We start from the raw sequence: 25,109 nt of genomic DNA, 5'->3' as shown, positions 1-25,109 counted from the left end.
TCGCGGGCATCGGCTAGCCAACATGCACCCAGGGACGGTTGGTCACATCCGGTACGGCTTCACGCAGGATTTCCCGGGTGACCGGAGCGATTTCCCCTTCGCCGAAGACCAGGAAACGCAGCAGGTTGCTGATCGGGTTGCCCTCCGTCCAGCGGAAGTAGACATGCGGCATCAGCCCGGTGATGTCGCGGATGTGCAGCAACACCGAGGCGATGGTGTTGGGCACCACGGGACCGTGGACCTCAAGGATGTCGTACCCGTGGCGGCGCACACCGTGCACCTCCAATTCTGTCTCGAAGTCCGAGGAGTCGTCGACGATGACTTCCAGGAACACCGGCACCTCGTCGGCCGGCAGGTTATTGACCGCACGGGCCGCTGCCAGCTTCTTGCGGTAGGCCTCCGCGTCCAGCCGTTTCGGCTCATGGGCGATGAACAGGAGCGGCCCTGTGTCGGACTGGGCGATCAGCTCTACCGCACGTTCGTCGAAATGGACGTGGGTGGCATGCAACTCGAACGAGCGCCTGGTCCGCGAGATGAAGGAGATGACCACAATGCCAAGGATGAACAGTGACGCGATGCGGATGCCTTCGGGCCGCTCCACGATGTTCGCTGCCGTGGTGTAGACGAAAGCCGCGGTGACCGTCCCAAAACCCCAAACGAGCCGTCGCTGGCCTCGAGACCGTGCCGAAAGCGTGACTGCCGCGGCGGCGGACGTGATCAGGACCAGCACACCGGTGGCATAGGCCCCGCCCTGCGCATCGACGTCGGCGTCAAAGACCACCGTGACGAGAAAAGCGATGGCGCAAAACACCAAAACCAACGGGCGTGAGGCCTTCGTCCACCCGGGTGCCATACCGTAGCGGGGCAAATACCGGGGCACCACATTGAGCAGACCGGCCATTGCCGACGCCCCGGCGAACCAGAGGATGGTGATGGTGCTGGCGTCATACACCGATCCAAACACCGGTCCCATCAACTCATGCGCCAGATAGGCCAAAGCCCGCCCGTTGGCTGCTCCCCCGGGCTGGAACTCCTGCGCCGGGATCAGCAGGATGGACACGAAACTGCTCGAGATCAAGAACCCGCTCATGATGAGCGCCGCGGTGGTTAGCAGCCGCCTGGTCCCGTGGATCCTGCCCGCCAAATGGTCCCCGTCCGCCTGGCTGCTGGCGCGGATCTGGGGCATGACGGCCACCCCGGTCTCGAACCCGGACAGACCCAGGGCGAGCTTGGGGAAGACCAGCAGGACGACGGCGACGATCAACAGCGGATTGCCGTAGGACGCCGTCAGCACCTGCCACCAGTCGCCTACCACCAGCGGGTGCGTCAGCACGTCAGCCAGGCACACCGCCACCAGGACCGCGTTTAGTGCCAGATAGGCGCCGACCACGACGACGGCGACTCCGATCGCTTCACGGAACCCGCGCAGAAACACCGCGGTCAGGGCACCCAACAGAACCAGCGTGATCGCCACATTCTGGCCTGCCAGCCAGTGCGGCAGCAGCGGATTCTCGATCAGGTGGGCGGTGGCGTCCGCGGCGGACAAGGTCATGGTGATCATGAAGTCCGTCGCCACGAACCCCAGCAGCGCCAGCACGAGCAGTTTCCCCCGCCAGCGCGGCAACAGCCGTTCCAGCATGGCAATGGATCCGGAACCGTGTGGACTTTCCTCCGCCACCCGACGGTAAACGGGCAACGCGCCGCACAAAGTCACGAGGACCACCAGCATGGTGGCCAGCGGCGAGACGGCGCCGGCAGCCAGTGCAGCAATGGCCGGTTGGTAACCGAGCGTTGAAAAGTAGTCCACGCCGGTCAAGCACATCACCTTCCACCACGGGTGACCGTGTTCACGCGCATCCACTGTCCCGTGCGGGCCAAGCTTCACCCCGCTGGCGGCCGGCAGGTCGTGCAGCATCCAGGCCCGCAACCGCACTGCCGGACGCGCCCTGGGCGCTGACGGATCAAAAGGAGGCAAACTCAAGGTGGTCATTGGACGAAACCCTTTCAAGACGGCCCTTTTGAGGACCCGTTGTCACGGTAAACGTGTTCCGGCCGGCGGCACGCAGTCTTAACAACTTCTTGATACCGGCCGCCGCGGATTCCCCCCGGCTCCCGGATGCGCTGATGGAGGACTAAAGTTCTGCCATGGGAACGCCGTGGGATCCCACGCTTCCAGGCGTGTTGCGGCTGCCTTCGGGGCGGCTGGTGCGCGGACGGGCTCTATACAAGCCGATGCCGGCAGGCCCGGCACCCGAGTTTGCGCTCTACCTGAAGCACGGGCGGCCGCTGCCCACCGAATGGGAGCAGCGGTGGGTGCGTTGGCGTGACCTTCGGCTGCCCGATGACTTTCACGATGCCGCAGCCGCCTTCCGCGAGGCCTGGCTGCGGGCACAGCATGAGCGGGTGGAGGTAGCCTGTCTCGCCGGACGCGGCCGGACCGGCACGGCTTTGGCCTGCATTGCCATCCTGGACGGTGTGCCGCGGGCCGAAGCCGTCGAATACGTCAGGGCGCGCTATCGTCCCGGCGCCGTCGAGACCCCGTGGCAGCGTCGCTTCGTGCGGAGCTTCCCTCAGCCCAGTACGCTGCGGTAGACCTCCAGGGTCTTGCCCGCGATGGAGTCCCACGAGAAGTGCTCCTCGGCGCGCCGGCGGCCGGCCTCGCCCTGCCGGCGGGCTGCTGCCGGGTCGGCCAGTGTGCGGTTCAACGCAGCGGCGAAATCGCGCACGAACTGTTCCTCATCCAGCGGGGTTCCCGTTCCGTCGGAGACCTGTGCCAGCGGAACCAGGGCGCCGGTGACGCCGTCGTCGACCACCTCCGGGATGCCGCCGGTGGCGCTGGCCACCACCGGCGCGCCGCAGGCCATCGCCTCGAGGTTGACGATGCCCAGCGGCTCGTAGATGGACGGGCAGGCGAAGACGGTGGCATGGCTGAGCACCTGGATCAGTTCGGCGCGCGGGAGCATCCGCTCGATCACCACGACGCCGTCCCGGGATTCGCGCAGTCCCGCGATCAGGGCGTTGACCTCGGCGGCCAGTTCGGGTGTGTCGGCGGCGCCGGCGCAAAGCACCAACTGCACTTCCGGCGGCAGCAGTGCGGCAGCACGCAGCAGGTACGGCACGCCCTTCTGCCGGGTAATCCTGCCCACGAAGACCACGCTGGGCCGGTCCGGGTCGATGCCCAAGGCGCGCACGGCGTCGTCGTTAAGGTCCGGCTTCCACTGCTGCACGTCCACGCCGTTGTGGACCACCTGCACGCGGTCCGGGTCCACGTCCGGGTAGCAGCGGAGAATATCCTGACGCATCCCGGCCGACACCGCAATGACGGCGGCCGCCGCCTCATAAGCGGTGCGCTCTGCCCAGGAGGAGAGCCGGTAGCCGCCGCCCAGCTGCTCCGCTTTCCAGGGCCGCAACGGCTCCAGCGAATGGGCGCTCAGCACATGCGGGACATGGTGCAGCAGCGAGCCCAGATGCCCGGCCATGTTGGCGTACCAGGTGTGTGAATGGATCAGGTCAGCGCCGGCAAAGCCGTCCAGCATCTGCAGGTCGACGCCGAGAGTCTGCACCGCCGGGTTCGCCTCCTTCAGCCCGGCCGGAACCGGATAACTGCGCACCGTGGCGCCGTGAAAGCCGGACGGCCGCTCAGCCCCGAACGCATGCACGTGCAGGTCCAGCCTTCCGGCCAACACGCGGCTGAGTTCGGCCACATGCACCCCGGCCCCGCCGTAGATCTCCGGCGGGAATTCTTTTGTCACAATGTCTACGCGCACGAAACCTAACGTAGTGCACGCCGGAGGCTTCCTCTACTGTGAGGTGGAGGGGGATGTCACGTTTCGGCCCCGAAAGGCCGCAACGACTGTGAAGGGGGAAAATCGTGGCACAGAAGAAGGTCCTGGCCGTTGTACTCGCCGGCGGCGAAGGAAAGCGGCTGATGCCGCTCACGGCAGACCGGGCCAAGCCAGCGGTGCCGTTTGCCGGCAGTTACCGCCTGATCGACTTTGCGCTGTCCAACCTGGTGAATTCCGGCTACCGGCAGATCGTGGTGCTGACGCAGTACAAATCGCACAGCCTCGACCGGCACATCTCCGAAACCTGGCGGATGGCAGCCCAGCTGGGCAACTACGTGGCTTCGGTGCCGGCGCAGCAACGGCGCGGCAAGAGCTGGTTCCTGGGCAGCGCCAATGCGATCTACCAGTCGCTGAACCTGATCCACGATGCCAAGCCGGACATCGTCGTCGTGGTCGGCGCGGACCACGTCTACCGGATGGACTTCTCCCAGATGGTGGAGGAACACATCGCTTCCGGTGCTGCCGCCAGCGTGGCCGCGGTGCGCCAGCCGCTTGCGCTGGCCAACCAGTTCGGCGTCATCGAATCGGAACCGGATGCGCCCACCAAGATCCGGGCGTTCGTCGAGAAGCCGGCCACGACTGCCGGGCTGGCCGATGATCCGCACAGTTTCCTGGCCTCGATGGGGAACTACGTTTTCAACACCGACGCCCTGCTGCGGGCGTTGGAAGCCGATGCCGAGCGGCTGGACACCGACCACGACATGGGCGGCGACATCATCCCCTACTTCGTGGAGCGCGGCGAGGCGGCGGTTTACGACTTCACGGCCAACGATATTCCCGGCTCCACCGGGGCGGACCGGCAGTATTGGCGCGACGTCGGGACGCTCGATTCCTACTACGAGGCGCACATGGACTTGATCAGTCCGCTGCCGGCCTTCAATCTGTACAACCTGCAGTGGCCGATCTACACCCGCCAGTCCGTCTCTCCCCCGGCAAAGCTGGTCCGCGGGGTCAGTGGCGCCGCCGGTACGGCCCACGACTCCATCCTCTCCCAGGGCGTGGTGGTTTCCGGGGCCGAAGTTACGGAGTCGGTGCTGGCGACCGACGTTTTTGTGGCCGAGGGTGCCCAGGTCCACGGCAGCGTACTGATGGACAACGTGACCGTGGGCGAAGGCGCCGTGGTCCGCAAAGCCATCGTGGACAAGAACGTGAAGATCCCGGCCGGGGCCACTATCGGGGTGGACCCGGAGTTGGATCGCGCCCGCGGTTTCACGGTGACAGATTCCGGCCTGACGGTATTGAGTAAAGACGAACGCGTCCTGCTCACCACTCGGACCTCGACCGAATCTGTCAACAAAGCTGCAGGCTTGTAGAGAGAAGAACAAAACCCCAGCATTGTGAGACTCCCCCAGCAGACGGACAGCACGCGCTCCCGCGCCGCAGCCCAAACGCCTTCGGCCCACTTCTGGTCCCGCAGCGGACGCTGGCTGCACCGGGCCGGGCCAGGACTTGCCCTGGCCGCAGCGGCCGTGGTCCTTTCGTTTGGGCTGCACTGGCTGCTGCCCGTAGTGCCGGTGATGAGCTTTGCCGTCGTGCTGGGGATTCTGGCCGCCAATGTACCCCCGACTGCGGCCGTGATCAGCGGCCCGGCCCGACCCGGGCTAGCCTTCTGCGCCCGCACGCTGATGCGCGCCGGGATCGTGCTGCTCGGCGCCCGGTTAGCGCTGTCCGATCTGGTGGAACTGGGCTGGTTCGCTCTGGTGCTGGTGGTGCTGGTGCTGCTGCTCGCGTTCGCCGGAACCTACCTGCTGGCGCGCTGGCACCGCCTGCCCGGCGACCAGCCGGTGCTGCTGGCTGCCGGCTTCGCCATTTGCGGGGCTTCGGCCATTGGCGCCATCGCCGCTGCCCGCGGCAGCCGCCCGCAGGACAGCCTGATGCCCGTCGCCCTGGTCACCTTGTGCGGGACGCTGGCCATCGGGGTACTGCCGGCCGTCATGGCCGTCAGCGGGATGCCGGCGGAAATGTTCGGCTTCTGGACCGGTGCGTCCGTGCACGATGTGGGGCAGGTGGTCGCCACCGCACAAAGCGCAGGCGCAGCGGCGCTGACCATCGCCGTCGTCGTTAAACTGGCGCGCGTGGTGATGCTTGCGCCACTGGCGGCCGGCGTCGCGGTCCACCGGCGCCGCACGGCCAAAACGCGCCCTGACGAGGACCTGGATTCCGAGGGCGCCGGTGCGCCGCGGAAACAACCCCCCGTGGTACCGCTGTTCGTCCTCGGTTTCCTCGCCTTGGTGCTGCTGCGCAGCACGGGATGGCTGCCGCAGCCCGTGCTGGACGGCACCGCCCTGGTGCAGGAAATCCTGCTGGCCGCGGCCCTGTTCGGGCTGGGGTCTGCCGTCCGTGTCCGGGAACTGCTCCGCTCCTCGCTGCCGGCCATCTCCACCGCGCTGCTGTCCTGGCTGCTGATCGCCGGGCTGGGCCTCGGCGCCGCCTGGCTGGCCATGGCCGCCGGTTGACGCACGCCGGTATGGCCGGTGGGCCAACCTACGGCCGCGGCCAGGGAACGCACGTCCGGTAGACCGCCCCGCGGCCCCGGCCAGGTAACGCATGGCTGCGGGCTGACACACGCCGCCGTGGCCAGCCGGGCGGACGGGCCCCCGCATGGTTAAATGGGCCGGATGACAAACCAGAACCTCAGCCGCGCCGAAGCCGCCGCCCGGTCAGCCGCCCTGCAGGTGGACAGCTATGAGGTCTCGCTGGACCTGCGCAACGCCGAGGACCAGAGCGAACCCGGCTTCCTCTCCAAGACCGTCATCACCTTCAGCTGCAGTGAACCGGACTCAACGGTGTTCGTAGATTTCATCCACGGCGGCGTCCACTCGGTGCTGCTCAACGGGCGCCCGCTGGATCCCGCCGAGGTGGTGGACGGTTCGCGCATCCTGTTGCCCGGGCTGGAGGCGCAGAATCAGGCCACCATCACGGGCACCGCCCTGTACAGCACCAGCGGCGAAGGCATGCACCGGTTTGTCGACCCTGCCGACGGGAAAACCTACCTTTACACCCAGTACGAACCGGCCGACGCCCGCCGGGTTTTCGCCAACTTCGAACAACCCGACCTGAAGGCCTCCTTCACCTTCCATGTAGCCGCGCCGGACAGCTGGACCGTTGCCTCGAACGCGGCCGTCGCCTCCACCGAACCCCTGGCTTCCACCCCCGGCCATTCCGTCCGTCGCTTCGAGCCGACGCAGCGCATCTCCACCTACATCACCACCGTCCTGGCCGGGCCCTACCATGCAGCCACGGACCGGTGGCACCGGCCGCTGCCCGACGGCGGCGAACTGCGGGTGCCGCTCGGTGCCTACTGCCGTGCCTCGCTGGCCGATGCCTTCGACCCGGACCAGATTTTCGCGGTCACCAAGGCCGGCCTCGACTTCTTCCACGACCTCTTCGACTACCCGTACCCGTTCGGCAAGTACGAGCAGGCATTCGTCCCCGAGTACAACCTCGGCGCGATGGAAAACCCAGGCCTGGTCACCTTCACCGAGGCCTACGTGTTCTCCTCCCGCGCTACCGACGCCCAGTACCAGGCCCGGGCCAACACCATCCTGCACGAGATGGCGCACATGTGGTTCGGTGATCTGGTCACCATGAAGTGGTGGGACGACCTCTGGCTGAAGGAGTCCTTCGCCGACTACATGGGTGCCCTCGCCTCGGCCGAGGCCACCCAGTGGAGCAACGCCTGGATCACCTTCGCCAACCGGCGCAAGGGCTGGGCGTACGTGCAGGACCAATTGCCCACCACCCACCCCATCGTCGCCGACATCCACGACCTGGAAGCGGCCAAACAAAACTTCGACGGCATCACCTATGCCAAGGGCGCCTCGGTGCTCAAGCAGCTGGTGGCCTACGCCGGCTTCGACTCGTTCATCGGTGCCTCGCGCCGCTATTTCCGCGAACACGCCTATGGCAACACCTCGCTGGCCGATTTCCTCGCAGCCTTGAGCGCGGCCTCCGGCCGGGACATGGAACAGTGGGCGCACCAGTGGCTGCAGACCGCCGGCATCTCCACCCTTGCCCTGGACCTGAACCACGACGGCGGAGCAATCACCGCTGCCGCCATCGTCCAGCATGCGGTGGACCCGGTAACGGACGAACCGGCGCACCGCCCGCACCGCTTGCGCCTGGGGTTCTACAACCCGGATGCCTCCGGCCGGCTGCTCCGCACGGACCAGCTGGAGCTGGACGCGGCCGGTCCGCGCACTGAGCTTCCACAACTGGCCGGCAGGGACCTGCCCGCACTGCTGCTGCTCAACGACGACGACCTGACCTACGCCAAGGTGGTCTTCGACCAGCGCTCACTGCACACCGTGCTGTCCTCGCTGGACCGGCTCGACGATCCGCTGGCCCGCGCCCTGTGCTGGTCCAGCCTCTGGAACATGGCGCGCGACGGGCTGCTCCCGGCCGCGGCGTACGTGGAAGCCGTGCAACGGTTTGCCCCCGCGGAGACGGAGAACAGCGTGCTGCAGGTGGTCTTGGACTGTGCCAAGACGGCCATGGACCGCTACGCCCCGGCAGCCCACCGGCCGGCGCTTCGGCAAGCATTTCTCGCTGCTGCCCGGCGGCAGGTCGAAGCCGCCGACGCGGGTAGCGACCAGCAACTGACCTGGGCGAGGGCGTTGGCCGCGGTGGCGCGTGCTGAGGACAGCCAGGCCCCGTTCCTGCGCGACCTGGTGGAGGGCCGCGTGGTGGTGGACGGGCTGACCGTTGACACCGATTTGCGCTGGCGGTTCTGGCAGGCGCTGGCCGCCACCGGCCACGCTGCGGCGGCTGAACTCGACGCGGCGCTGGAGGGCGACCGGACTGTCACTGCCCGGGCCGGCCATCTGGCTGCCTTGACCGCCCGGCCGGATCCGGCGGTCAAGGCGGAAGCGTGGCGCACGGCGGTGGACACGGACTCGCTATCCAACCAGCTCCTGGACGCCACGATCGACGGGTTCTGCCAGGGGCCACCTGCCCTGCTCGGCGGGTACGTGGACCCTTACTTCGCGGAACTTGTCCGCATCTGGTCGTCCAAGAGCATCGAGATCGCGGCCCGACTGGTCCGCGGGCTCTACCCCGCCGGGCAGGATCTGGCCGCGGGACAGACGCCTGCCGGGCACCCCGTCGTCGTCCGCACCGATGCCTGGCTGGATGCCAACAGCGATGCTCCCGCGGCGCTGCGCCGCATCGTCATCGAGCAGCGGGACCATTTGCTCCGGGCACTGCGCGCCCAGCAGGCGGGCACCGCTACGGAGAGCGGCGGCTAAACCGGCCCCGAAGTGTTGGCGGCAGCCTTACGGCACGCGGTGCAGCCACTCGTCGGTGCTGAACTTGGTCTCCACGAGTTCACGGGCCATGGCCAGCTCGTCGTCGGAGAATCCGCTGTCCACTGCGGCATAGCGGTCCTTGAACGTCCGGATCATAACGTCAATGATCTCTTCCCGGCTCAGGCCGGTCTGCCGTCGCAGCGGGTCAACGCGCTTCTTGGCGCTGGTAATGCCCTTGTCGGAGATTTTCTCCTTGCCGATCCGCAGTACGTCGGTCATTTTGTCCGCGTCGATGTCGTAGGACATGGTCACATGGTGGAGCATCCCGCCGTTGGCCAACCGCTTCTGTGCGGCGCCGCCGATCTTGCCTTCCGGCGTCGCGATGTCGTTGAGCGGCTGGTAGAACGCCTTGATGCCAACCTTCTCCAGGGACGCCATGACCCACGCATCAAGATACGCGTAGGAAGCTTCAAAGCTCTGTCCGTCCACCAGTGTCTGCGGCAGGTAGAGCGAGTAGGTGATGGCATTGCCCCGCTCCATGAACATGGCCCCGCCGCCACTGATCCGGCGCACCACGGTGATGCCGTGCCGTTCGACTCCATCCGGGTCCACCTCATTGCGCACCGACTGGAAGCTGCCGATCACCACAGAGGGGGTCTCCCACTCCCAGAACCGCAGGGTGGGCGGCCGATTCCCGGCGCCTACCTGACGGGTCAGCACCTCATCCATCGCCACATGCATGTGCGTGGGCAGCGGAGTAGGGCCAATGACCTGCCACTGGTGGTCCAGCCAGCCGGTGGCCTTGTTCAGGGCCCGGCGCACGGCCACGGCAACGGCGTCGGCGGAAAAGCCGAACAGCTGGGCGTCGGACCGCAGCGCAGCGGTGATGGCTGCGGCATAGTTGGCGTGGCTGCTTTCGGTGCTCATGCCGTCCAGCGCCGTATTGATGTCCGCCAGCGCTTCGTCCGGTTCCAGAAAGAAATCCCCGCTGACCGACGGACCGACGATCTTCTGGTCCACGACGTCAAAATCGACAACCACCAGCTTGCCGCCCTGGACCTTGTACTCTCCGTGGCGATGGTCGGACATACACGCTCTCCTTGCTCAAGGCGGCCAGGTTGCCGCCGACGGTTCAGCCGGCGGTGGCCAATGGCCACCCCAGTCATATCACGGCCGGGCTTCCCGGACCGGGCCTGCATCAGGAGGCCCGCAGGCTCAGCTCACAGTACCCAGCGTTCTCCCAGCCGCTGCCGGGGCTTCACCCAGAACCGTCCCGTAGTGTCATAGACACCTCATCACGGTGCGAGTGAAAGAGGGACCGGACGTGCCCGGTCCAAGCGCCGGCGGGGATGGAGTGACTCCCCCAACTTCTCCATCACCCGCCGGCCGCTTTTTCATGCCCGCTTTTGATGCCCGCTTGTTCAGGCAATCTCGTCGCCCTTGCCGTCAACGAGCTTAAGCCCAATGACGCAGCCGATGATGCCCGCGACGAAGAGCAGCTTCAACACGCTCGCCGGTTCTCCGCCAAAAAGCATGGAGTAACCCACGGTCAGCGCCGCCCCCGTGCCGGTCCAGACCGCGTAGGCGGTGCCCAGCGCGATGCCGCGCATGGCATAGCCCAAACCCAACATGCTCAGCGTCACCGTCACGAAGAACACGATGGTGGGCAGCGGCTGGCTGAAGCCATCCGACAGGCTCAGCGCCGTGGCCCACACGGCTTCCAGGACGGCGCTGATCAACAGAACAACCCAATGCATGCTGAGCCCCCTAACCGATCGCCTTGAGGCCGACCACGCAGCCGATGATGCCCAACAGCAGGGCCACACGGATCAGCGATGCTTTCTCGGCCCCGGTAACCATGGCGACGGCGGCCGTCAGCACGGCACCGATGCCCACCCAGACCGCATAAGCGGTTCCTACGGGTATGGCGGTCATGGCGTAGGCCAGTCCCGCCATGCTCAACGCCATGGCCACCACAAAAATGATGGACGGCCACAGCCGGCGGAAGTTTTTGGATGCGCCCAACGCCGTGGCCCACACGGCTTCCAAGACGCCGGACAGGATAAGAATGACCCATTCCACGATTGATTCCTCTGGCCAGTCTTGTCGCGCACCGGGTACTGAACCGTCGTCCGGAGACCTAGGAAAGAGGTCTTGATCTCAAAATAGCAAAGCACGACGCCGATGCGCAGCTTTGGTGGCCGAGCTCACCAGCGCGCCGCCGGGCAGGGCGGCGTACGTGCCGGGTGGAGGATCAGTGTGCCCGCCGTAGTGCAGGCCGCCCGGGCTCTGGCAATTGTTCACCGGGATCCGTCATTGCCCAGCAGGCCTGCGACGAGCGCGTCGATAACATCATCGTTTGATGTGCCCGGGTCCAACGGGTTGGTGAGCCGGTCGAACAGCAAACCGTCCACCGCATAGTGGAAGAGCGCGACTTGCCGACGGCCGCCGGGAAGCCCGGCAGCGGTGCTGAAAGCGATGTCGGCCTCAAAGGCGGTCCGCTGCCACTCCCCCAGGACGGCAGCCACACTTGGGCGCCGTGTGCTCTCCAGGCGGAGCTCGTACAGAGCCAGCGTGACCTCGCGTTCGGCGGTCAGCCGACGCACAATATCGCGTAGATAATCGGCGAAATACCCGCTGCCGGATGGCTCGGCTGCGAGCCGTTCGAGGACTTCCGGGTCCGGGGCGAGCCGCTCGCCTATACGGTCGACGAGGCCGGCGATCAACGCATCCCGGCTGCGAAAGTAATTCGACGCGGTCCCCGCGGGGACGGCTGCTTGCTCGTCGATCGCACGATGCGTGAGTCCGCGCGAGCCTTCGCGGGCGAGAACTGCCAGCCCGGCGTCGGCGAGCAGTCGTCTCCGCTGCTCATTCTTGGCCATATTCCCTTTCCTGCGGGAAGGCCACGCCTTCGCCGACCACCCGCAGGCAGAGCTCAGTACCGGGTTTGGTGATCGACGCGTTCCAGTGCCGGATGGTGATGATCTCACCGCCGCCGGGGTACCGATGCCCGTTCCCGGAGGCGGCGCGGTGCGGCGCATTGCTCTCGGCAAGTTTAATCCGGACGGTGGTTTCCGGGCCGAAGTAGTCGGTGTCAACCACCACTCCTCGGATCGGACCGTCGGGCGCAATACGGATCTGCTCGGGTCGCAGCATCAGCTGGACCTTGCCCTGCGCCGGCGGCCGGCGCACCGGGACTCCGCCCAGTGAGCAGGTTGCCAGGGAACCCTCCATCCACGCGTCCAGGATCACCGCGTCGCCCAAGAACTCGGCCGTGGCCCGGTCGGCCGGCCTCGTATAGACCACGAAGGGGTTGCCAATCTGTGCCAGTTTTCCGGCGCGCATGATCGCTACCTGGTCCGCGAAGGAGAGTGCTTCGGCTTGGTCGTGGGTTACCAAGATGGTGGTGACGCCGGCTTCGCTGAGCACCTTAGCGACGGCGCGGCGGGTGGCAACGCGGAGCCCGGCGTCGAGTGCCGAGAACGGCTCATCGAGGAGCATGAGTTCGGGTTCCCGGGCCAGCGCCCTGGCCAAGGCAACCCGCTGCTGCTGGCCGCCGGACAATTGGTGCGGCCGCCGCTTCGCCATCGCGGCATCCAAGGACACCATCTCGAGCAGGTCGCTGACCCGTGCGTTCACGGCCCGCCGACCGCCGTCGATTTTCCCGGCGTTGAGGCCGAAAGCAATGTTTTGCCCCACCGTAAGATGCGGAAAGAGCGCTCCGTCCTGCGCGACGTAGCCGACGTGGCGCTTGTGGGCAGGAATCCAGACGCCGTTTCCGGCCACGGGCAGGCCGCTAAGGCTGATCGACCCGGCGTCCGGATGTTCAAAACCGGCGATCAGCCGCAGCAGCGTGGTTTTGCCTGACCCCGAGGGGCCCACGATCGCAGTGGTTCCGCCTTTGGCTACGGAAAGGTCCACGCCTTTGAGCACAGACTGGGAGCCGAAGTTCTTGGTGACCCCGGTGATCTCCAAATGCGTGTTGGTGGTCGGCGCCACGGAGGGCGCGACGCGAAACGCGGGGAGCGCGGATGGGTGTTGTTCGGTCACTGTCCGGCCACTTTCTTGGACTGTTGGAAGAGCAGGTACGTCATCGGTGCCGAGAGCAGGATCATCAGCAAGGCGTAGGGGGCGGCGCCGCTGTAATCGATCTCGCTGCTCTTGCTCCAGAACTCGGTGGCAAGCGTCCGGGTTCCGTTCGGCGAGAGGAGCAGCGTGGCCGTCAGTTCGTTGACGATGGCGAGGAAGACCAGTGCGGCACCGCCGGCAGCAGCCGGTGCGGTAAGGCGCAGCGTCACGCGAACAAACGACGTCAACGGCGCTTTGCCAAGCGACTGCGCCGCTTCGTCGAGTTCCTTCGGCGCCTGTGCCAGCCCCGAGCGGAGGTTGACCAGTGCCCGGGGAAGGAAGAGCAGCACGTAGGCGGCGACCAGCACGCCCGCCGTTTGGTAGATCCCGGGGACCGCCCGGATGGTTACCGTGACGAAGGCCAGGCCCACCACGATGCCGGGCAGCGAGCTGGTCACGTAGTTGGAGAGTTCCAGTAGCTTGCTGAACCCGCTGGGCCGTCGAACTGCCAAGTAGGCCATGGGAAAGGCCACCACTGTGGTGACGGCAGCGCCAACGGCCCCGTACATCAGCGTCTGCAGCAGCGCCGGCAGGAATTCGTCGGCCGCCCAGACCTCGGTCCCGCCGGCGATAATCCACCGCAGCACGAACCAGACGGGCACTCCGAAGGCCAGCACCGTGACAGCCGTCAACGAGAGCTGCGCCGGCAGCTGGTAGTGGCGAAGCGGCAGCCGCGTGGCCTTCGCCGGCGCGCCCGAGCCAATCCGGGCATAGCGTGCGGTGCCGCGGCTCTTCACCTCGGCCAGCAGCAGAATGAGGCAGAGGAACACCAGGACGCTGGCCAGCATGTTGCCGGCGGTGCCGTTGAAGGTCGATTGGAACTGGACCATGATCGCGGTCGTGAAGGTGTCGAAGCGGATCATGGCAAAGGCGCCGTACTCCGCCAACAGGTGCAGGGAGACCAACAGCGCCCCTCCAGTGAGGGCGATGCGGAGCTGCGGGAGCACAACGCGGAAAAAGACGGCCCACGGCCCCAGCCCGAGTGACGCGGCGGATTGTTCGATGGCCGGATCCAGGCGCCCCAGGGCCGCCGCCGCCGGTATGTAGACCAACGGGAAGTAGGACAAGGTGGCGATGAGCACGCCGGACCAGATTCCCTCCAAGGACGGAATCGCGGAAACCCACGAGTAGCTGTTGACGAAGGCCGGAATGGCCAACGGGGCGGCCAGCGCGACCGCCCACCAGCGGTGACCGCGCAGCGTGGTGCGCTCCACCAGCCACGCCCCGCCGGCACCCAGGACGAGGCACAGCGGAACGGTGATGACGGTGAGCATGACGGTGTTCAGCAGCAACTCGCCAACACGCGGGCGGAAAATGAGCTCGACGGCGGTGTCCCAGCCGGTGGCTACCGTCATGTAGGCGACGTATCCCAACGGGATGAGCGAAAACAGGGCGATCAAGACGGCCAGCAGGGACACCGCCGAAACCCCGAAAGGCGGGCGAAGGCGCTTGCCCCCGCCCGCCGTCGTGCTCCCCGTATCAGTCGTACCGGGAGACGATAGATCAGTCGTCACAGAACTACAGTAATCCCGCCTGGGTCATCAGATCCGCGACCTGGGTGGAGTTCAGCTTGGCCGGGTCCACGGTGGGGGCCTCAAGGTCCTTGATCGGAACCAAAGCCTCGTTGGAGTCCACCCCCGAGCCGACGGCATATTCGAACGACGTGCCGTCTTTCAGGATTTCCTGGCCCTGCTTGCCGGTGATGAACTTCAGGAATGCCTGCGCGTCCTCGGCCTTCTTGGAGGACTTCAGCACTCCGCCGCCGGACACCGAGACGAAGGCGCCCGGGTCCTGGTTCTTGAAGTAGTACGGCGTGACGTTGTTGGAGTTCTCGCCGGTCTCGGCCTGGTCACCGTAGTAGTAATAGTGGTAGATGAGCGCCGCGTCGACTTCACCGGCGTTGACCGCCTTCATGGCGGTGCTGTTGCCCTTGTAGGCCTTGTAGTTTTCCTTCATGCCGGCAAGCCACTCCTCCGTGGCGGCCTCGCCCTTGAGCTCAAGCAGGGCGGAAACAATGGCTTGGAAGTCGGCGCCGGTCGGCGACGCGGCCCACTTGCCCTTCCACTCAGGGTTGGCCAGATCCAGCATGGACTTGGGCAGCTTGTCTTCGCTGATCTTGTTCTTGTCATACACCAGAACGGTGGAACGGGCCGCGATGCCGGTCCACTTCCCGGTGGACGGACGGAACTCGGCGGGAACCTGGTCGATGGTGGCCTGGTCCACGTCGGCGAAGAGCCCGGCGTTCTCGACCTGCGTCATGGCAGGAGAGTTCTCGGTCAGGAACACGTCGGCCGGTGAAGCGTCGCCTTCCTGGATGATTTGGTTGGACATTTCGGTGTCGGAGCCCTGACGGACGGTAACCTTGATACCGGTTTCGGCGGTAAAGGCGTCGATCCATTCCTGGGCCAGGCTCTCGTGCTGGGCGTTGTAGACAGTGATGCCGTCGCCGGCGGCGGCGGATCCGGACCCTGCGGAGTCAGAGTCGGGGTTCGAACCACAGGCTGCGAGGCCGAAGACAGCGGTGGCAGCTACGGCGATGCCGACCAGAGCGTTCTTGCGGAGCTTCATGAGGGAGCTTCTTTCTGCAAACAGTGAGGGGGACCTTTGGGCCCTCATCGAGCTTAGGTTAGCCAAGCCTAAGCAGCAAAACCGAAAGCCCGACTTTTCTGCAGCGTTGATTTTTATGACGCACCGCAGGGCCTCGGACTCGACCGGCTGGCCTTGGCCCGTCCGGGGCATGCACAGGGCCAAGCGCAGCGTGGCGCCACCGCACTACCCTTCATTCGAACAGGTGTTCTATATTTGAGGGATGGAGCGGGACGCACTGGCGAAGATTGCCGCCCGTTACGCCCGGCGGGCCGAGCCGCTGTCCCTGACGCCGGAAGAGCTGGATCTTGAGCACTGCCACGTGACCCGCGTAGTGCCCGGCGTGCCGGTGTGGGCGTGGATCCGTTTTCCGGGGAGTGCCGAACTGGTCCCGGGTGAGGCGTTTGGCTGGACATCCCGCGCCGTTGAAGTCGCGTGGCAGGATGGCGGGAACCGGAGGGTTACCTGGGTCTGGGCGTCCGCCGTGCGGCGGCGCAATGATCAGGTCCGGAAAACGGCCTTGGGCGACAGAACCGGCCAGAGGCCGTGACGCCTACTCCCCCGCGGTGCAGTACAGCTGCAGTTCGGCTTCGCCGTCCCGGATATAGTGCAGCCCGGTAAACCCGTGCCCACCGCCGAACCGGGATGCCAAGGACGAGCCGTCCTCCAATTGGTACAGCATGCTGGCCAGCGTCTTCCCCTCGGCATTGCTGATGGCCAGTGAGACTGCGCGGCCGTCCGGGGCTTCCCCGATGTAGCTGCCGGACAACCTATAGGTGCCCGTCGACAATTGCTGTCTGGTTGCGGCCATCCCGTCGAACCGGGGCAGGACCAACTGTGCGGCCTCTTCTCCAGCACTGCTGCCGGCGTCCGGACGGAACTGCGTGGTGCAGGCAATCTCAGCCGGAAGCTGTTGTGGGCCGGCTGCGCAGCCGGCTAGCGGCAGCGCGAACACGGGCAGCAGGCACAGCGCGGCAAGAGCCCGCGGTCCGGAACCGGTTCCCGGAAGCCGACGCGCGGGGACCGCGTTGCTTCCGTCAGCTGCCGTCATGGCAGCAGCCTAGCGTCAGAGCCGGCTTCCACCCACATTCCCGCCGTCGGGCCTCACAGTCGGCATTGCCGACAGGCCGTTTACGCCGCCCGTCCAGCCGCTACTCTCAGCCACCGTTCCCGCCGTCGAGCCCCACAGCCGGCCCACCGTCACGGCCCGCTAAGCAGCAAAACCCGCACCAGACGGTGCGGGCTTTGCTGAACGGCTTGGGGCGAAGAGTTACTTCTTGGCGCCAAAGCCCTTGAAGCGTGCGTTGAAGCGCTCCACACGGCCGGCGCTGTCCATGATGCGCTGCTTGCCGGTGTAGAACGGGTGGGACTCCGAGGAAATTTCAACCTCGATCAGCGGGTAGCTGTTGCCGTCTTCCCACTCCACCGTCTTGCTGGACGTAGCGGTGGACTTGGTCAGGAAGGAAACGCCGGAGGCCAGGTCGCGGAAAACAACCGGGGCGTATGCCGGGTGGATATCAGACTTCATAGTTGTACCTTTTCTACACGCCCCTGGATTTTGCCAGCGACTTTAAGGATGGAAAGATGGCAGCCCCATCGGGGCCAGCACACAACTCTACCGCATTCGCGGGGCTGGCGTCGAAGCGACACGTTAGGTTCGCCCCAACGAACCGAAGACTAGTCCGGGCGGCAGGCCCAGAAGGCCACGGCACTGGCCGCGGCAACATTGAGCGAATCGACCCCGGCCCGCATCGGGATCATCACGGTCAAGTCCACCCGCTCCAGCGTCCGAGGCTGCACGCCGGCGCCCTCGGTGCCCAGCACCAAGGCCAATTTGTCGAAAGTGCGTCGCTCGAGTTCGTCCAGGGTGATGGCGTCGTCGGTCAGTTCCAGCGCCGCCGTCGTGAATCCCTCGCTGCCCAATACTGCCAGTCCAGCAGGCCATTCCGGGAGCCTGGCCCACGGGATCTGGAAGACCGTGCCCATCGAGACCCGGATGCTGCGTCGGTACAAGGGGTCGGCGCACTGTGGGCTCAGCAGCACGGCGTCCATACCCATGGCGGCGGCGGACCGGAAGATCGCGCCCACGTTGGTGTGGTCCACGATGTCCTCCAGTACTGCCACCCGGCGGGCGCCGGCCAGCACCTGGCGCGCGGACCTCGGCGCAGGCCTGTGCATGGCGGCCATGGCTCCGCGGTGCAGATGGAATCCGGTGATCGCCTCCAGCACGTCCGGCGTTCCGATGAACACCGGTACGTCCGGGAATCGGTCAATCACATCGCGGAGGTCGTCCAGCCACTTGTCGGTCAGGAAGAAGGACCGCGGGGTGTGCCCGGCCGCAATCGCCCGGCGTAGGACTTTGGAACTCTCCGCGATGTACATTCCCTCCGCGGGTTCGCGGCGGCGGCGCAGGGCGGTGTCGGTCAACTGTGTGTAGTCAGCCACCCGCGGGTCGTCAGCGGAGTCCAGTCGGACCAGGTTCATGCGAAGAGATTCCTGACCAGCACCACCAGCGCAACTAGGCCCAGTGTCACGATCACGCCGCGCAGCACGACCGGCTTCAGCCGGCGCCCCACGGCGGATCCAATCAGCGCGCCGATCAGCGAACTGACGGCGATCACCAGGACCACCGGCCACTCGATCCGGTCGAAGGCGAACAGCATGTAGGAAATCGCCGCAATGATGTTCACGCCGAGCACCAGCACGTTCTTCATGGCGTTGGCCTGCTGCAGGGTGCCGTGCAGGAAGACGCCGAGGATGCCCACCAGCAGTACGCCCTGGGCGGCCACGAAGTATCCGCCGTAGACCCCGGCGAAGTAGACCAGTGCCAGCAATAGCCACGGCTGCGGGCGGGTTCGGGCCTGGGCCGCTTGCCGGTCCCGCACCCAGGCCTGCAGCTTAGGTTGGAACACGACGAAGAACAGCGCCACCACGATCAGGAAGGGCGCGGCGATGCCGAAGACTTCCTCGGGCAGGTGCAGCAGCAACCACGCGCCGGTGATTCCGCCCAGCAGCGATGCCGGCAACAGGATGGCCACGGTGCGGCGCAGCCCGGCCAGTTCCCGTCGGTAGCCGTACACCCCGCCCACATTGCCAGCGATCAGGCCGATCGCGTTGGAAATGGTGGCCGTCACCGGGGCGTAGCCCAGCGCCACCAGGACGGGGAAGGTGACCAGCGTGCCGGATCCGACGATGCTGTTGATCGTGCCGGCCCACAGCCCGGCCAGCCCAATCAGGGCAGCGTTGAGCAGATCCATCGGGGCAGGGACCGCCTAGGCGCGCTTGGCTACGGCAGTGTAGCGGCCGTCGTCGTGCTTGAGGCTGAGGGGCATGTCGAACGCGGTGCTGAGGTTGTCTTCGGTCAGCACCTCGGCGATGGGACCCTGCGCCACCACGCCGCCCTCGCGCAGCAGCAGGGCGTGGGTAAAGCCCGGCGGGACCTCTTCCAGGTGGTGGGTGACCAACACCAGTGCCGGCGCGTCCTCATCCTTGGCCAGTTCGCTCAGCCGCTCCACCAGGTCTTCGCGGCCGGCCAGGTCAAGCCCGGCGCCGGGCTCGTCCAGCAGCAGCAGCTCCGGATCGGACATCAGCGCGCGGGCGATCTGCACCCGCTTGCGTTCGCCTTCGCTGAGCGTGGCGAAGGTGCGGTTCATGAAGGTGGACATCCCCCACGCGTCCAGCAGGCGGAAGGCCCGGCGCTCGTCCATTTTGTCGTACTGTTCACGCCAGCGGCCGGTCACACCGTAGGAGGCGGTGACCACCACGTTGAGTACCTGCTCATGCTCCGGGATCTGGTTCGCCAACGCGGCGGAAGCCAGGCCGATCCGGGGCCGGAGCTCGAACACGTCCACCTTGCCCATGGTCTCGTCCAGGATGCCGGCAATGCCGCGGGTGGGGTGCAGGCGCGCACCGGCGATCTGCAGCAGGGTGGTCTTGCCCGCCCCGTTGGGGCCCAGCACTACCCAGCGCTCCCCCTCCTTGACCTGCCAGTCGACGCCGTCCAGCAGGGTTTTCCGCCCGCGGACAACAGTGACCCCGGCAAACTCAAGTACATCGCTCATATCAGTAGACAGTAGGCTAAAACGCGTAGTAATCGCCAAACGCGACGCCGGAGCCTGCCATGATGGATCCGGCCATCCCCACCAGCTTTGCGCAGAACGGAACCATCATGCCCTCGCTCCTCCGCGTAGTCTCCTACGGCCGGGAACTGCCCGATGCCTACCTTGCCGCCGTGCAGGCCGCAGTCACCGGGGCCGGCGGAAAGATCGTTGAACTGGAGAACGCGGCCAACGACCGCTTCCAGGTCACCGTGTTGACCGTGGAGTACGACGGCGGCGCCTCCGACGGTCTCGCTGCTTTGCGGGCGGCGCTGGCCCCCGTGCTCGTCGGTGAACTGGGCACCGCGGTGATGGACGCGTCGCTGGCCGGGACGGAGCGGAAGCTGCTGCTCATGGACGTGGACTCCACGCTCATTCAGCAGGAAGTGATCGAGCTGCTGGCGGATCACGCCGGCAAACGCGACGAGGTTGCCGCCGTGACGGAAGCGGCGATGCGCGGCGAACTGGACTTCGCCGAAAGCCTGCATGCCCGCGTGGCAACGCTGAAGGACCTCCCGCTGGACGTGATCGAGCGGGTGCGCGAGTCCCTGCTGTTGACGCACGGCGCCAAGGAACTGGTGGAGGCCTTCCTGGCCGCCGGCCATGCGGTGGCGGTTGTCTCCGGTGGCTTCAGCCAGATCCTGGACCCGCTGGCCGAGGAACTGAACCTCACGTACTACCGCGCCAACCTGCTCGGCACCGACGCGGACGTGCTGACCGGCACGGTGCACGGCGATGTGGTGGACCGCGCCGCGAAGGAAGCTGCGCTGCGCGAATGGGCCGCGGCGGAGAACATCGACCTGGCCCAAACCATCGCCATCGGCGACGGCGCCAACGACCTGGATATGCTGGCCGCTGCGGGGCTGGGTGTTGCCTTCAACGCCAAGCCTGCCGTCCGTGATGCGGCTGATGCCGCCATCAACCTGCCCTATCTGGATGTGGCGCGCTATTTCGCCGGAGTCTGAGGCGCGGTCGGACTTCACCGCTTGCTGACCGGGGAGGCAACCTCCGCTCTGTCGCCGGGCCACGTACGGGAGTAGGGTCGGTTTGGTCATCCCCGGACAGTGCTGCCGATGAGTGCAACGGGGGCCGGGATTCCCTGAACCTTCCGTGAAGGAGAGTCAGCGATGAGCACCGAGTCCGCATCCACCACCTGGGATCCAAGCCTGGCGGAGCGCTGCCGCGCCCTGGCTGCGCAACTGCGGGTGGATTCAATCCGCGTCACCAGCCGGGCCGGGTCCGGCCACGCCACCTCCTCGCTGTCCGCCGCCGACCTGATGGCCGTGCTGTTGGTGAACCATCTCCGCTATGACTGGCAGCGTCCCGAGCTGGCCGCGAACGACCATCTGGTCTTCTCCAAGGGACATGCCTCGCCGCTGCTCTATGCCGTCTTCCGTGCCGCCGGCGCCGTCGACGAAACCGAGCTGCTCGATACCTACCGTCAGCTCGGCGGCAGGCTGCAGGGCCATCCCACTCCTGCCCTGCCGTGGGTGGACGTGGCGACCGGATCCCTCGGCCAGGGGCTGCCCGACGCCGTCGGCATTGCCCTGGCCGGCAAGTACCTGGACCGGCTGCCCTACCAGGCCTGGGTGCTGTGCGGCGACAGCGAGCTGGCCGAAGGGTCCATGTGGGAGGCCCTGGACAAGGCCGCCTACTACCGGCTGGGAAACCTTACCGCCATCGTGGACGTCAACCGGCTGGGCCAGAACGGACCGACCGAGCTGGGCTGGAACCTGGACCGCTACGCCGACCGGGTCAGGGCCTTCGGCGCGCAACCGCTGCCCATCGACGGCCATGACCTGGGCGCCATCAATGACGCCCTCGCCACCGCCCGGGCCACCACCGACCAGCCCAGCGTCATCTTGGCGCGGACCATCAAGGGCAAGGGCGTTCCCGAGGTGGAAGACAAGAACGGCTGGCACGGGAAGGCGCTGCCGGAGGACATCGCCGAACCTGCCATTAAGGCGCTGGGCGGACCCACCCAGATCCGGATCGCTACCCAGGCGCCGGCCTCCGGCGTGCCCGCCATCAAACCCAACCCGGCGGCCACCGTCAAACTTCCCAGCTACACCGTGGGCGACGCCGTCGCCACCCGGACCGCCTTCGGCGACGCGGTCTCTGCGCTGGCCGCCCGGCCCGAGGTGGTGATGCTGGACGGCGAAGTGGGGAATTCCACCAAAGCCGGTGAGTTCAGCAAGGCCGCGCCGGACCGCTTCTTCGAGATGTTCATTTCCGAACAGCAAATGGTGGCTGCCGCGGCCGGGCTGTCCGTGCGCGGATATGTGGCGTTCGCCGCCAGTTTTGCGGCCTTTCTGGTGTCCCGCGGCTACGACTTCATCCGGATGGCCGGCGTCTCAGAGTTGAACATCCGCCTGGTCGGCACCCATGCGGGCGTCGAGATCGGCCAGGACGGGCCTTCCCAGATGGCTCTTGAGGATCTCGCGGCCATGCGCGCGATCCACACCTCCACGGTCCTCTATCCGGCCGACGCGCCTTCCACGGCCCGGCTCGTCCAGACCATGGCGGACACCCCTGGCATCTGCTATCTAAGGGCCACCCGCGGCGACTACCCGGTGCTCTACGAGCCGGACGAGGAGTTCCCTCTGGCCGGCGCAAAAGTTCACGGAGCCTCTGATGACGACGCCGTCACGCTCGTCGGCGCCGGAGTCACCGTGCATGAATGCCTTGGTGCAGCCGCCCAACTGGCCGATGAAGGCATTGCCGCCCGCGTGATTGACCTGTACTCGATCAAGCCGATCGACCAGGAAACGTTGCTGGCCGCGTGCCGGGCCACCGGCGGTCGGATCATCACCGTTGAGGACCACTATCCCGAGGGCGGCCTCGGGTCAGCGGTCGCCGACGCGCTAACTGAGGCTCAGGTCCCGGAACTCGAACTGGTCCGCCTGGCCGTGCAAGGACTGCCCGCCTCCGGTGAGCCAGCGGAACTGTTGGAGGCGGCAGGCATCTCGGCCCGGCACATCGCGGAGGCTGCACGCAGCCTGGTCCGCGGCTAGCCTGTTAGCCGCAGAAGGGTTGCCATGCGCCGCCTCTTAGGCCGCCAGGGAGGCCTCGGCGGCCGGGCAGGGCCATTCCACGAGCCGGACAAAGTTGCCGTTCTCGTCGTATGAGCAGTCCTCACAGATTGCCGGCGCCGGCATATCGTCGCAGGCGTCGCAGCGCCCGCACGCATTCGGTTCCATGAAATCAAACCCGACCCCGCGGGAATGTGCCTCAGCCATTTTCGCTACCTCCTGAATATCCAAGGTTGCGGCCAACGTAGCACCCGCTACGGACAGCTTTGAGGATTTTGGGCCGGCATGCCCGGCATTGCCGCGTCACGGCGTCCACCCACTGCGGTCGGAACCGCGGTGGGTGGCCACCGATCCATCAGCCGCCGTCAACAACGTAGCGCCTGCCTACCCCTAGCCCTGGGACTGCTGGAAGGACCCGGCCCCGCCCACGTATTCGGTGTGACCGGAGGGCACGTCGGCGGTGACCATCTTCGCCACCTCTGCCCCGAACTCTTCCACGGAGTACAGCTTCCCGGCCTCGGCACGGCGTGCCTCGAGCGCGCCCGGGCGTGCGCGGTCCAGCAGGGTCGCGGTCACGGTGCCTTCGATCATGTCGCCGGAAACCACCACCAGCCTGATGCCCTTGGCTTCCAGTTCCGGCAACAGTTCGCGCAACGCATCCTCGCCGGCGCGCTTGCTCAAGGCCACCGGCTCGTATTCCGGCATGGTCGGCACGGTGCGGATGAAGTGCGCCTGGTGGCTGGTGACAAAGACCACCCGGGAGCCTGCCGGCATCACCGCGACCGCAGCCTTGAGCATGTTCACTTGGGCATCCCGGTTCAGACGCAACGCGTAGTCCTCGCCCATATTCGTCTCCATGCCGCCGGAGGCGTTGAGCACCAGCACGTCGAGGCCGCCGAAGTTCTGCTGGGCGGCGTCCACGAGTGCCTGCGAGCCCTCTTCAGCAGTGAGGTCGGCAGCGACAGCGACGGCGCGGCCGCCCGCTTCCTCGATCTGCGACACGACCTTGTTGGCCCGCGGAGCCTTCTGGCGGTAATTGACCACTACCGCTGCGCCCTCGGCGGCGAGCAGTTTGGCCACTTCGGCCCCGATACCGCGGGAAGATCCGGTGACGATTGCTGCTTTTCCATCCAGTGCGCCCATGGCTGCTCCTTCAAATTCTCACTGAGTTCTCTGTGGTGTTCCGGCCGGCCGTTGTAGGAAACGCTTAACCGGATAAGGCTTCGGGTTCCATCTTGCCAGTCCCCGAAGCCTTATCCGTTGTAGAAAGCCCACAAAACCCGGGCGGCCCACCTGCACCGCGGACCTCCCACGTGCAACGCGGGCCGCCCACCTCCAGTACGGGCGGTCGACCTGCCCCGCAGGCCGCCCACCTTCAAAACGCGGGCCGGCCTGCTTGCCGGCTTAGTGGCCCATACCCAGTCCGCCGTCCACCGGGATCACCGCGCCGGAGATGTAGGCAGCTTCGTCGCTGGCAACCCACCGGACCACCTTGGCCACTTCCTCGGGTTCGGCGAAGCGGCCCGCAGGGATTGAAGCCAGGTAGCTCTTCTGCGTGTCTTCCGGGAGCACAGCGGTCATTTCCGTGTTGACGAATCCCGGCGCCACCACGTTGGCGGTGATGTTGCGGGAGCCGAGTTCGCGGGTCAGCGACCGTGCGATGCCCACCAAGCCGGCCTTGGAGGCGGCGTAGTTGATCTGGCCGGGCGACCCGTAGAGCCCCACTACTGAGGAGATCAGCACCACGCGACCCTTGCGCAGCCGGATCATCCCCTTGGAGGCACGCTTGATCACCCGGAACGCCCCGGACAGGTTGGTGTCCACCACGCTGGTGAAGTCTTCTTCGCTCATCCGCAGCAGCAGCGTGTCGCGCGTGACGCCGGCGTTGGCCACCAGCACCTCCACCGGACCGTGCGCTGCTTCGACCTCGGTGAAAGCAGCATCCACGGACCCGGCGTCCGTGACGTCGGCCTTTACACCCAGAAGTCCTTCGGGCACCTCGCCGCTGCGGTAGGTGATCGCTACCTTGTCGCCGTTCGCTGCGAAGGCCCGGGCGATGGCCAAGCCGATGCCGCGGTTGCCTCCGGTGACCAGCACGCTGCGGCCGGTCTGCTGTTCGTTGCTCACACTTACCTCCAAGAAGCTGCTGTTTTCCTATGGAATCCTAGCCCGGGA

At 66.5% G+C, this 25,109-nt stretch carries 23 protein-coding genes and 1 riboswitch; of the genes, 7 read left to right on the top strand and 16 right to left on the bottom strand.

All coding sequences use genetic code 11. The features are described 5' to 3' along the window. Nucleotides 1-13: 13 nt before the first annotated feature. Nucleotides 14-1,990, bottom strand: coding sequence for an APC family permease (locus ACMX2H_RS12505; protein WP_414960808.1), 1,977 nt, complete (start codon nucleotides 1,988-1,990; stop codon nucleotides 14-16). A 155-nt stretch (nucleotides 1,991-2,145) separates the two neighbouring features. Between ACMX2H_RS12505 and ACMX2H_RS12500 the strand changes: the two genes are divergently transcribed. Next, entirely contained in the window at nucleotides 2,146-2,592 is a 447-nt protein-coding gene (locus tag ACMX2H_RS12500) for a protein-tyrosine phosphatase family protein (RefSeq protein WP_414960807.1), read from the top strand. Here ACMX2H_RS12500 and glgA read toward each other — a convergent pair. Then, nucleotides 2,571-3,767 (bottom strand): glycogen synthase, encoded by a 1,197-nt coding sequence (gene glgA, locus ACMX2H_RS12495; RefSeq protein ID WP_414960806.1) that lies wholly within the window; start codon nucleotides 3,765-3,767, stop codon nucleotides 2,571-2,573. The genes ACMX2H_RS12500 and glgA overlap by 22 nt on opposite strands. Before the next feature lie 101 nt (nucleotides 3,768-3,868). Here glgA and glgC point away from each other — a divergent pair, with 101 nt between their 5' ends. The 3 genes from glgC to pepN all read left to right on the top strand — a co-directional run bounded on the left by glgC (nucleotide 3,869) and on the right by pepN (nucleotide 9,091). After that, nucleotides 3,869-5,158 carry a glucose-1-phosphate adenylyltransferase gene (glgC, locus tag ACMX2H_RS12490; protein ID WP_414960829.1) on the top strand — a complete coding sequence of 430 codons (1,290 nt, stop codon included), beginning with the start codon at nucleotides 3,869-3,871 and terminating at the stop codon, nucleotides 5,156-5,158. 24 nt (nucleotides 5,159-5,182) lie between these two features. Then, the gene (locus ACMX2H_RS12485) at nucleotides 5,183-6,301 is read left to right on the top strand and encodes a YeiH family protein (protein WP_414960805.1); all 1,119 of its coding nucleotides are present in this window, start codon (nucleotides 5,183-5,185) and stop codon (nucleotides 6,299-6,301) included. 162 nt (nucleotides 6,302-6,463) lie between these two features. Continuing rightward, complete coding sequence (pepN, locus tag ACMX2H_RS12480; protein ID WP_414960804.1) at nucleotides 6,464-9,091, top strand: aminopeptidase N; 2,628 nt, start codon at nucleotides 6,464-6,466, stop codon at nucleotides 9,089-9,091. A gap of 27 nt (nucleotides 9,092-9,118) precedes the next feature. Here pepN and ACMX2H_RS12475 read toward each other — a convergent pair whose 3' ends face one another. The 7 genes from ACMX2H_RS12475 to ACMX2H_RS12445 form a co-directional block, all read right to left on the bottom strand. Continuing rightward, nucleotides 9,119-10,180 (bottom strand): lipoate--protein ligase family protein, encoded by a 1,062-nt coding sequence (locus ACMX2H_RS12475; RefSeq protein ID WP_414960803.1) that lies wholly within the window; start codon nucleotides 10,178-10,180, stop codon nucleotides 9,119-9,121. A 332-nt stretch (nucleotides 10,181-10,512) separates the two neighbouring features. Further along, nucleotides 10,513-10,848: a DMT family transporter gene (locus tag ACMX2H_RS12470; protein WP_414960802.1), complete on the bottom strand. Its 336-nt coding sequence runs from the start codon at nucleotides 10,846-10,848 to the stop codon at nucleotides 10,513-10,515. 10 nt (nucleotides 10,849-10,858) lie between these two features. Beyond that, nucleotides 10,859-11,173, bottom strand: coding sequence for a DMT family transporter (locus ACMX2H_RS12465; RefSeq protein ID WP_414960801.1), 315 nt, complete (start codon nucleotides 11,171-11,173; stop codon nucleotides 10,859-10,861). A gap of 10 nt (nucleotides 11,174-11,183) precedes the next feature. Then, nucleotides 11,184-11,249, bottom strand: a riboswitch (guanidine-III (ykkC-III) riboswitch). A 142-nt stretch (nucleotides 11,250-11,391) separates the two neighbouring features. Beyond that, complete coding sequence (locus tag ACMX2H_RS12460; protein WP_414960800.1) at nucleotides 11,392-11,973, bottom strand: TetR/AcrR family transcriptional regulator; 582 nt, start codon at nucleotides 11,971-11,973, stop codon at nucleotides 11,392-11,394. Beyond that, nucleotides 11,960-13,141 carry an ABC transporter ATP-binding protein gene (locus ACMX2H_RS12455; protein WP_414960799.1) on the bottom strand — a complete coding sequence of 394 codons (1,182 nt, stop codon included), beginning with the start codon at nucleotides 13,139-13,141 and terminating at the stop codon, nucleotides 11,960-11,962. The genes ACMX2H_RS12460 and ACMX2H_RS12455 overlap by 14 nt, the downstream gene beginning before the upstream one ends. Further along, on the bottom strand, nucleotides 13,138-14,733 hold the full coding sequence (locus tag ACMX2H_RS12450) for an ABC transporter permease (RefSeq protein ID WP_414960798.1): 1,596 nt from the start codon (nucleotides 14,731-14,733) through the stop codon (nucleotides 13,138-13,140). Before ACMX2H_RS12450 ends, ACMX2H_RS12455 begins: the two co-directional genes overlap by 4 nt. A 4-nt stretch (nucleotides 14,734-14,737) precedes the next feature. Further along, nucleotides 14,738-15,787: an iron ABC transporter substrate-binding protein gene (locus ACMX2H_RS12445; RefSeq protein WP_414960797.1), complete on the bottom strand. Its 1,050-nt coding sequence runs from the start codon at nucleotides 15,785-15,787 to the stop codon at nucleotides 14,738-14,740. A gap of 241 nt (nucleotides 15,788-16,028) precedes the next feature. Between ACMX2H_RS12445 and ACMX2H_RS12440 the strand changes: the two genes are divergently transcribed. Next, entirely contained in the window at nucleotides 16,029-16,355 is a 327-nt protein-coding gene (locus ACMX2H_RS12440; protein ID WP_414960796.1) for a hypothetical protein, read from the top strand. Between the two features lie 3 nt (nucleotides 16,356-16,358). On the opposite strand, the gene ACMX2H_RS12435 is transcribed toward ACMX2H_RS12440, so the two are convergent. The 5 genes from ACMX2H_RS12435 to ACMX2H_RS12415 all read right to left on the bottom strand — a co-directional run bounded on the left by ACMX2H_RS12435 (nucleotide 16,359) and on the right by ACMX2H_RS12415 (nucleotide 19,866). Next, complete coding sequence (locus ACMX2H_RS12435; RefSeq protein ID WP_414960795.1) at nucleotides 16,359-16,856, bottom strand: hypothetical protein; 498 nt, start codon at nucleotides 16,854-16,856, stop codon at nucleotides 16,359-16,361. Nucleotides 16,857-17,075: 219 nt separating this feature from the next. Beyond that, the gene (locus ACMX2H_RS12430; RefSeq protein ID WP_414960794.1) at nucleotides 17,076-17,333 is read right to left on the bottom strand and encodes a type B 50S ribosomal protein L31; all 258 of its coding nucleotides are present in this window, start codon (nucleotides 17,331-17,333) and stop codon (nucleotides 17,076-17,078) included. 149 nt (nucleotides 17,334-17,482) lie between these two features. Next, nucleotides 17,483-18,289 (bottom strand): TrmH family RNA methyltransferase, encoded by an 807-nt coding sequence (locus ACMX2H_RS12425; protein ID WP_414960793.1) that lies wholly within the window; start codon nucleotides 18,287-18,289, stop codon nucleotides 17,483-17,485. Next, on the bottom strand, nucleotides 18,286-19,062 hold the full coding sequence (locus ACMX2H_RS12420) for a sulfite exporter TauE/SafE family protein (RefSeq protein WP_414960792.1): 777 nt from the start codon (nucleotides 19,060-19,062) through the stop codon (nucleotides 18,286-18,288). The genes ACMX2H_RS12425 and ACMX2H_RS12420 overlap by 4 nt, the downstream gene beginning before the upstream one ends. Before the next feature lie 15 nt (nucleotides 19,063-19,077). Beyond that, nucleotides 19,078-19,866, bottom strand: a complete 789-nt coding sequence (locus ACMX2H_RS12415) for an ABC transporter ATP-binding protein (RefSeq protein WP_364647777.1) — start codon at nucleotides 19,864-19,866, stop codon at nucleotides 19,078-19,080. Nucleotides 19,867-19,973: 107 nt separating this feature from the next. On the opposite strand from ACMX2H_RS12415, the gene serB reads away from it, so the two are divergent. Then, complete coding sequence (serB, locus tag ACMX2H_RS12410) at nucleotides 19,974-20,867, top strand: phosphoserine phosphatase SerB (RefSeq protein ID WP_136786825.1); 894 nt, start codon at nucleotides 19,974-19,976, stop codon at nucleotides 20,865-20,867. A gap of 162 nt (nucleotides 20,868-21,029) precedes the next feature. Next, a complete protein-coding gene (locus tag ACMX2H_RS12405) occupies nucleotides 21,030-22,916 on the top strand; it encodes a transketolase (RefSeq protein ID WP_414960791.1) in 1,887 nt (628 codons plus the stop codon). 408 nt (nucleotides 22,917-23,324) lie between these two features. Here the strand turns inward: ACMX2H_RS12405 and ACMX2H_RS12400 are convergent, their stop codons facing one another. Together ACMX2H_RS12400 and fabG are read right to left on the bottom strand one after the other, a co-directional pair. Beyond that, entirely contained in the window at nucleotides 23,325-24,077 is a 753-nt protein-coding gene (locus tag ACMX2H_RS12400; protein WP_414960790.1) for an SDR family oxidoreductase, read from the bottom strand. Nucleotides 24,078-24,338: 261 nt separating this feature from the next. Further along, a complete protein-coding gene (fabG, locus tag ACMX2H_RS12395) occupies nucleotides 24,339-25,061 on the bottom strand; it encodes a beta-ketoacyl-ACP reductase (RefSeq protein WP_414960789.1) in 723 nt (240 codons plus the stop codon). Between the last annotated feature and the right edge of the window lie 48 nt (nucleotides 25,062-25,109).

It is taken from the genome of Arthrobacter sulfonylureivorans, from assembly GCF_047607445.1.
GTDB lineage: Bacteria > Actinomycetota > Actinomycetes > Actinomycetales > Micrococcaceae > Crystallibacter > Crystallibacter sulfonylureivorans_A.
The sequence above is the reverse complement of the archived record's forward strand: the minus strand, read 5'-3'. Positions and strand labels throughout refer to the sequence as shown.

Bases quoted from the DNA above. Each gene is read 5' to 3' on its own strand.
- ACMX2H_RS12505 (WP_414960808.1), bottom strand. From the start codon at position 1,990: ATGACCACCTTGAGTTTGCCTCCTTTTGATCCGTCAGCGCCCAGGGCG.
- ACMX2H_RS12500 (WP_414960807.1), top strand. From the start codon at position 2,146: ATGGGAACGCCGTGGGATCCCACGCTTCCAGGCGTGTTGCGGCTGCCT.
- pepN (WP_414960804.1), top strand. From the start codon at position 6,464: ATGACAAACCAGAACCTCAGCCGCGCCGAAGCCGCCGCCCGGTCAGCC.
- ACMX2H_RS12475 (WP_414960803.1), bottom strand. From the start codon at position 10,180: ATGTCCGACCATCGCCACGGAGAGTACAAGGTCCAGGGCGGCAAGCTG.
- ACMX2H_RS12470 (WP_414960802.1), bottom strand. From the start codon at position 10,848: ATGCATTGGGTTGTTCTGTTGATCAGCGCCGTCCTGGAAGCCGTGTGG.
- ACMX2H_RS12460 (WP_414960800.1), bottom strand. From the start codon at position 11,973: ATGGCCAAGAATGAGCAGCGGAGACGACTGCTCGCCGACGCCGGGCTG.
- ACMX2H_RS12445 (WP_414960797.1), bottom strand. From the start codon at position 15,787: ATGAAGCTCCGCAAGAACGCTCTGGTCGGCATCGCCGTAGCTGCCACC.
- ACMX2H_RS12440 (WP_414960796.1), top strand. From the start codon at position 16,029: ATGGAGCGGGACGCACTGGCGAAGATTGCCGCCCGTTACGCCCGGCGG.
- ACMX2H_RS12435 (WP_414960795.1), bottom strand. From the start codon at position 16,856: ATGACGGCAGCTGACGGAAGCAACGCGGTCCCCGCGCGTCGGCTTCCG.
- ACMX2H_RS12430 (WP_414960794.1), bottom strand. From the start codon at position 17,333: ATGAAGTCTGATATCCACCCGGCATACGCCCCGGTTGTTTTCCGCGAC.
- ACMX2H_RS12425 (WP_414960793.1), bottom strand. From the start codon at position 18,289: ATGAACCTGGTCCGACTGGACTCCGCTGACGACCCGCGGGTGGCTGAC.
- ACMX2H_RS12420 (WP_414960792.1), bottom strand. From the start codon at position 19,062: ATGGATCTGCTCAACGCTGCCCTGATTGGGCTGGCCGGGCTGTGGGCC.
- ACMX2H_RS12415 (WP_364647777.1), bottom strand. From the start codon at position 19,866: ATGAGCGATGTACTTGAGTTTGCCGGGGTCACTGTTGTCCGCGGGCGG.
- serB (WP_136786825.1), top strand. From the start codon at position 19,974: ATGCCCTCGCTCCTCCGCGTAGTCTCCTACGGCCGGGAACTGCCCGAT.
- ACMX2H_RS12405 (WP_414960791.1), top strand. From the start codon at position 21,030: ATGAGCACCGAGTCCGCATCCACCACCTGGGATCCAAGCCTGGCGGAG.
- ACMX2H_RS12400 (WP_414960790.1), bottom strand. From the start codon at position 24,077: ATGGGCGCACTGGATGGAAAAGCAGCAATCGTCACCGGATCTTCCCGC.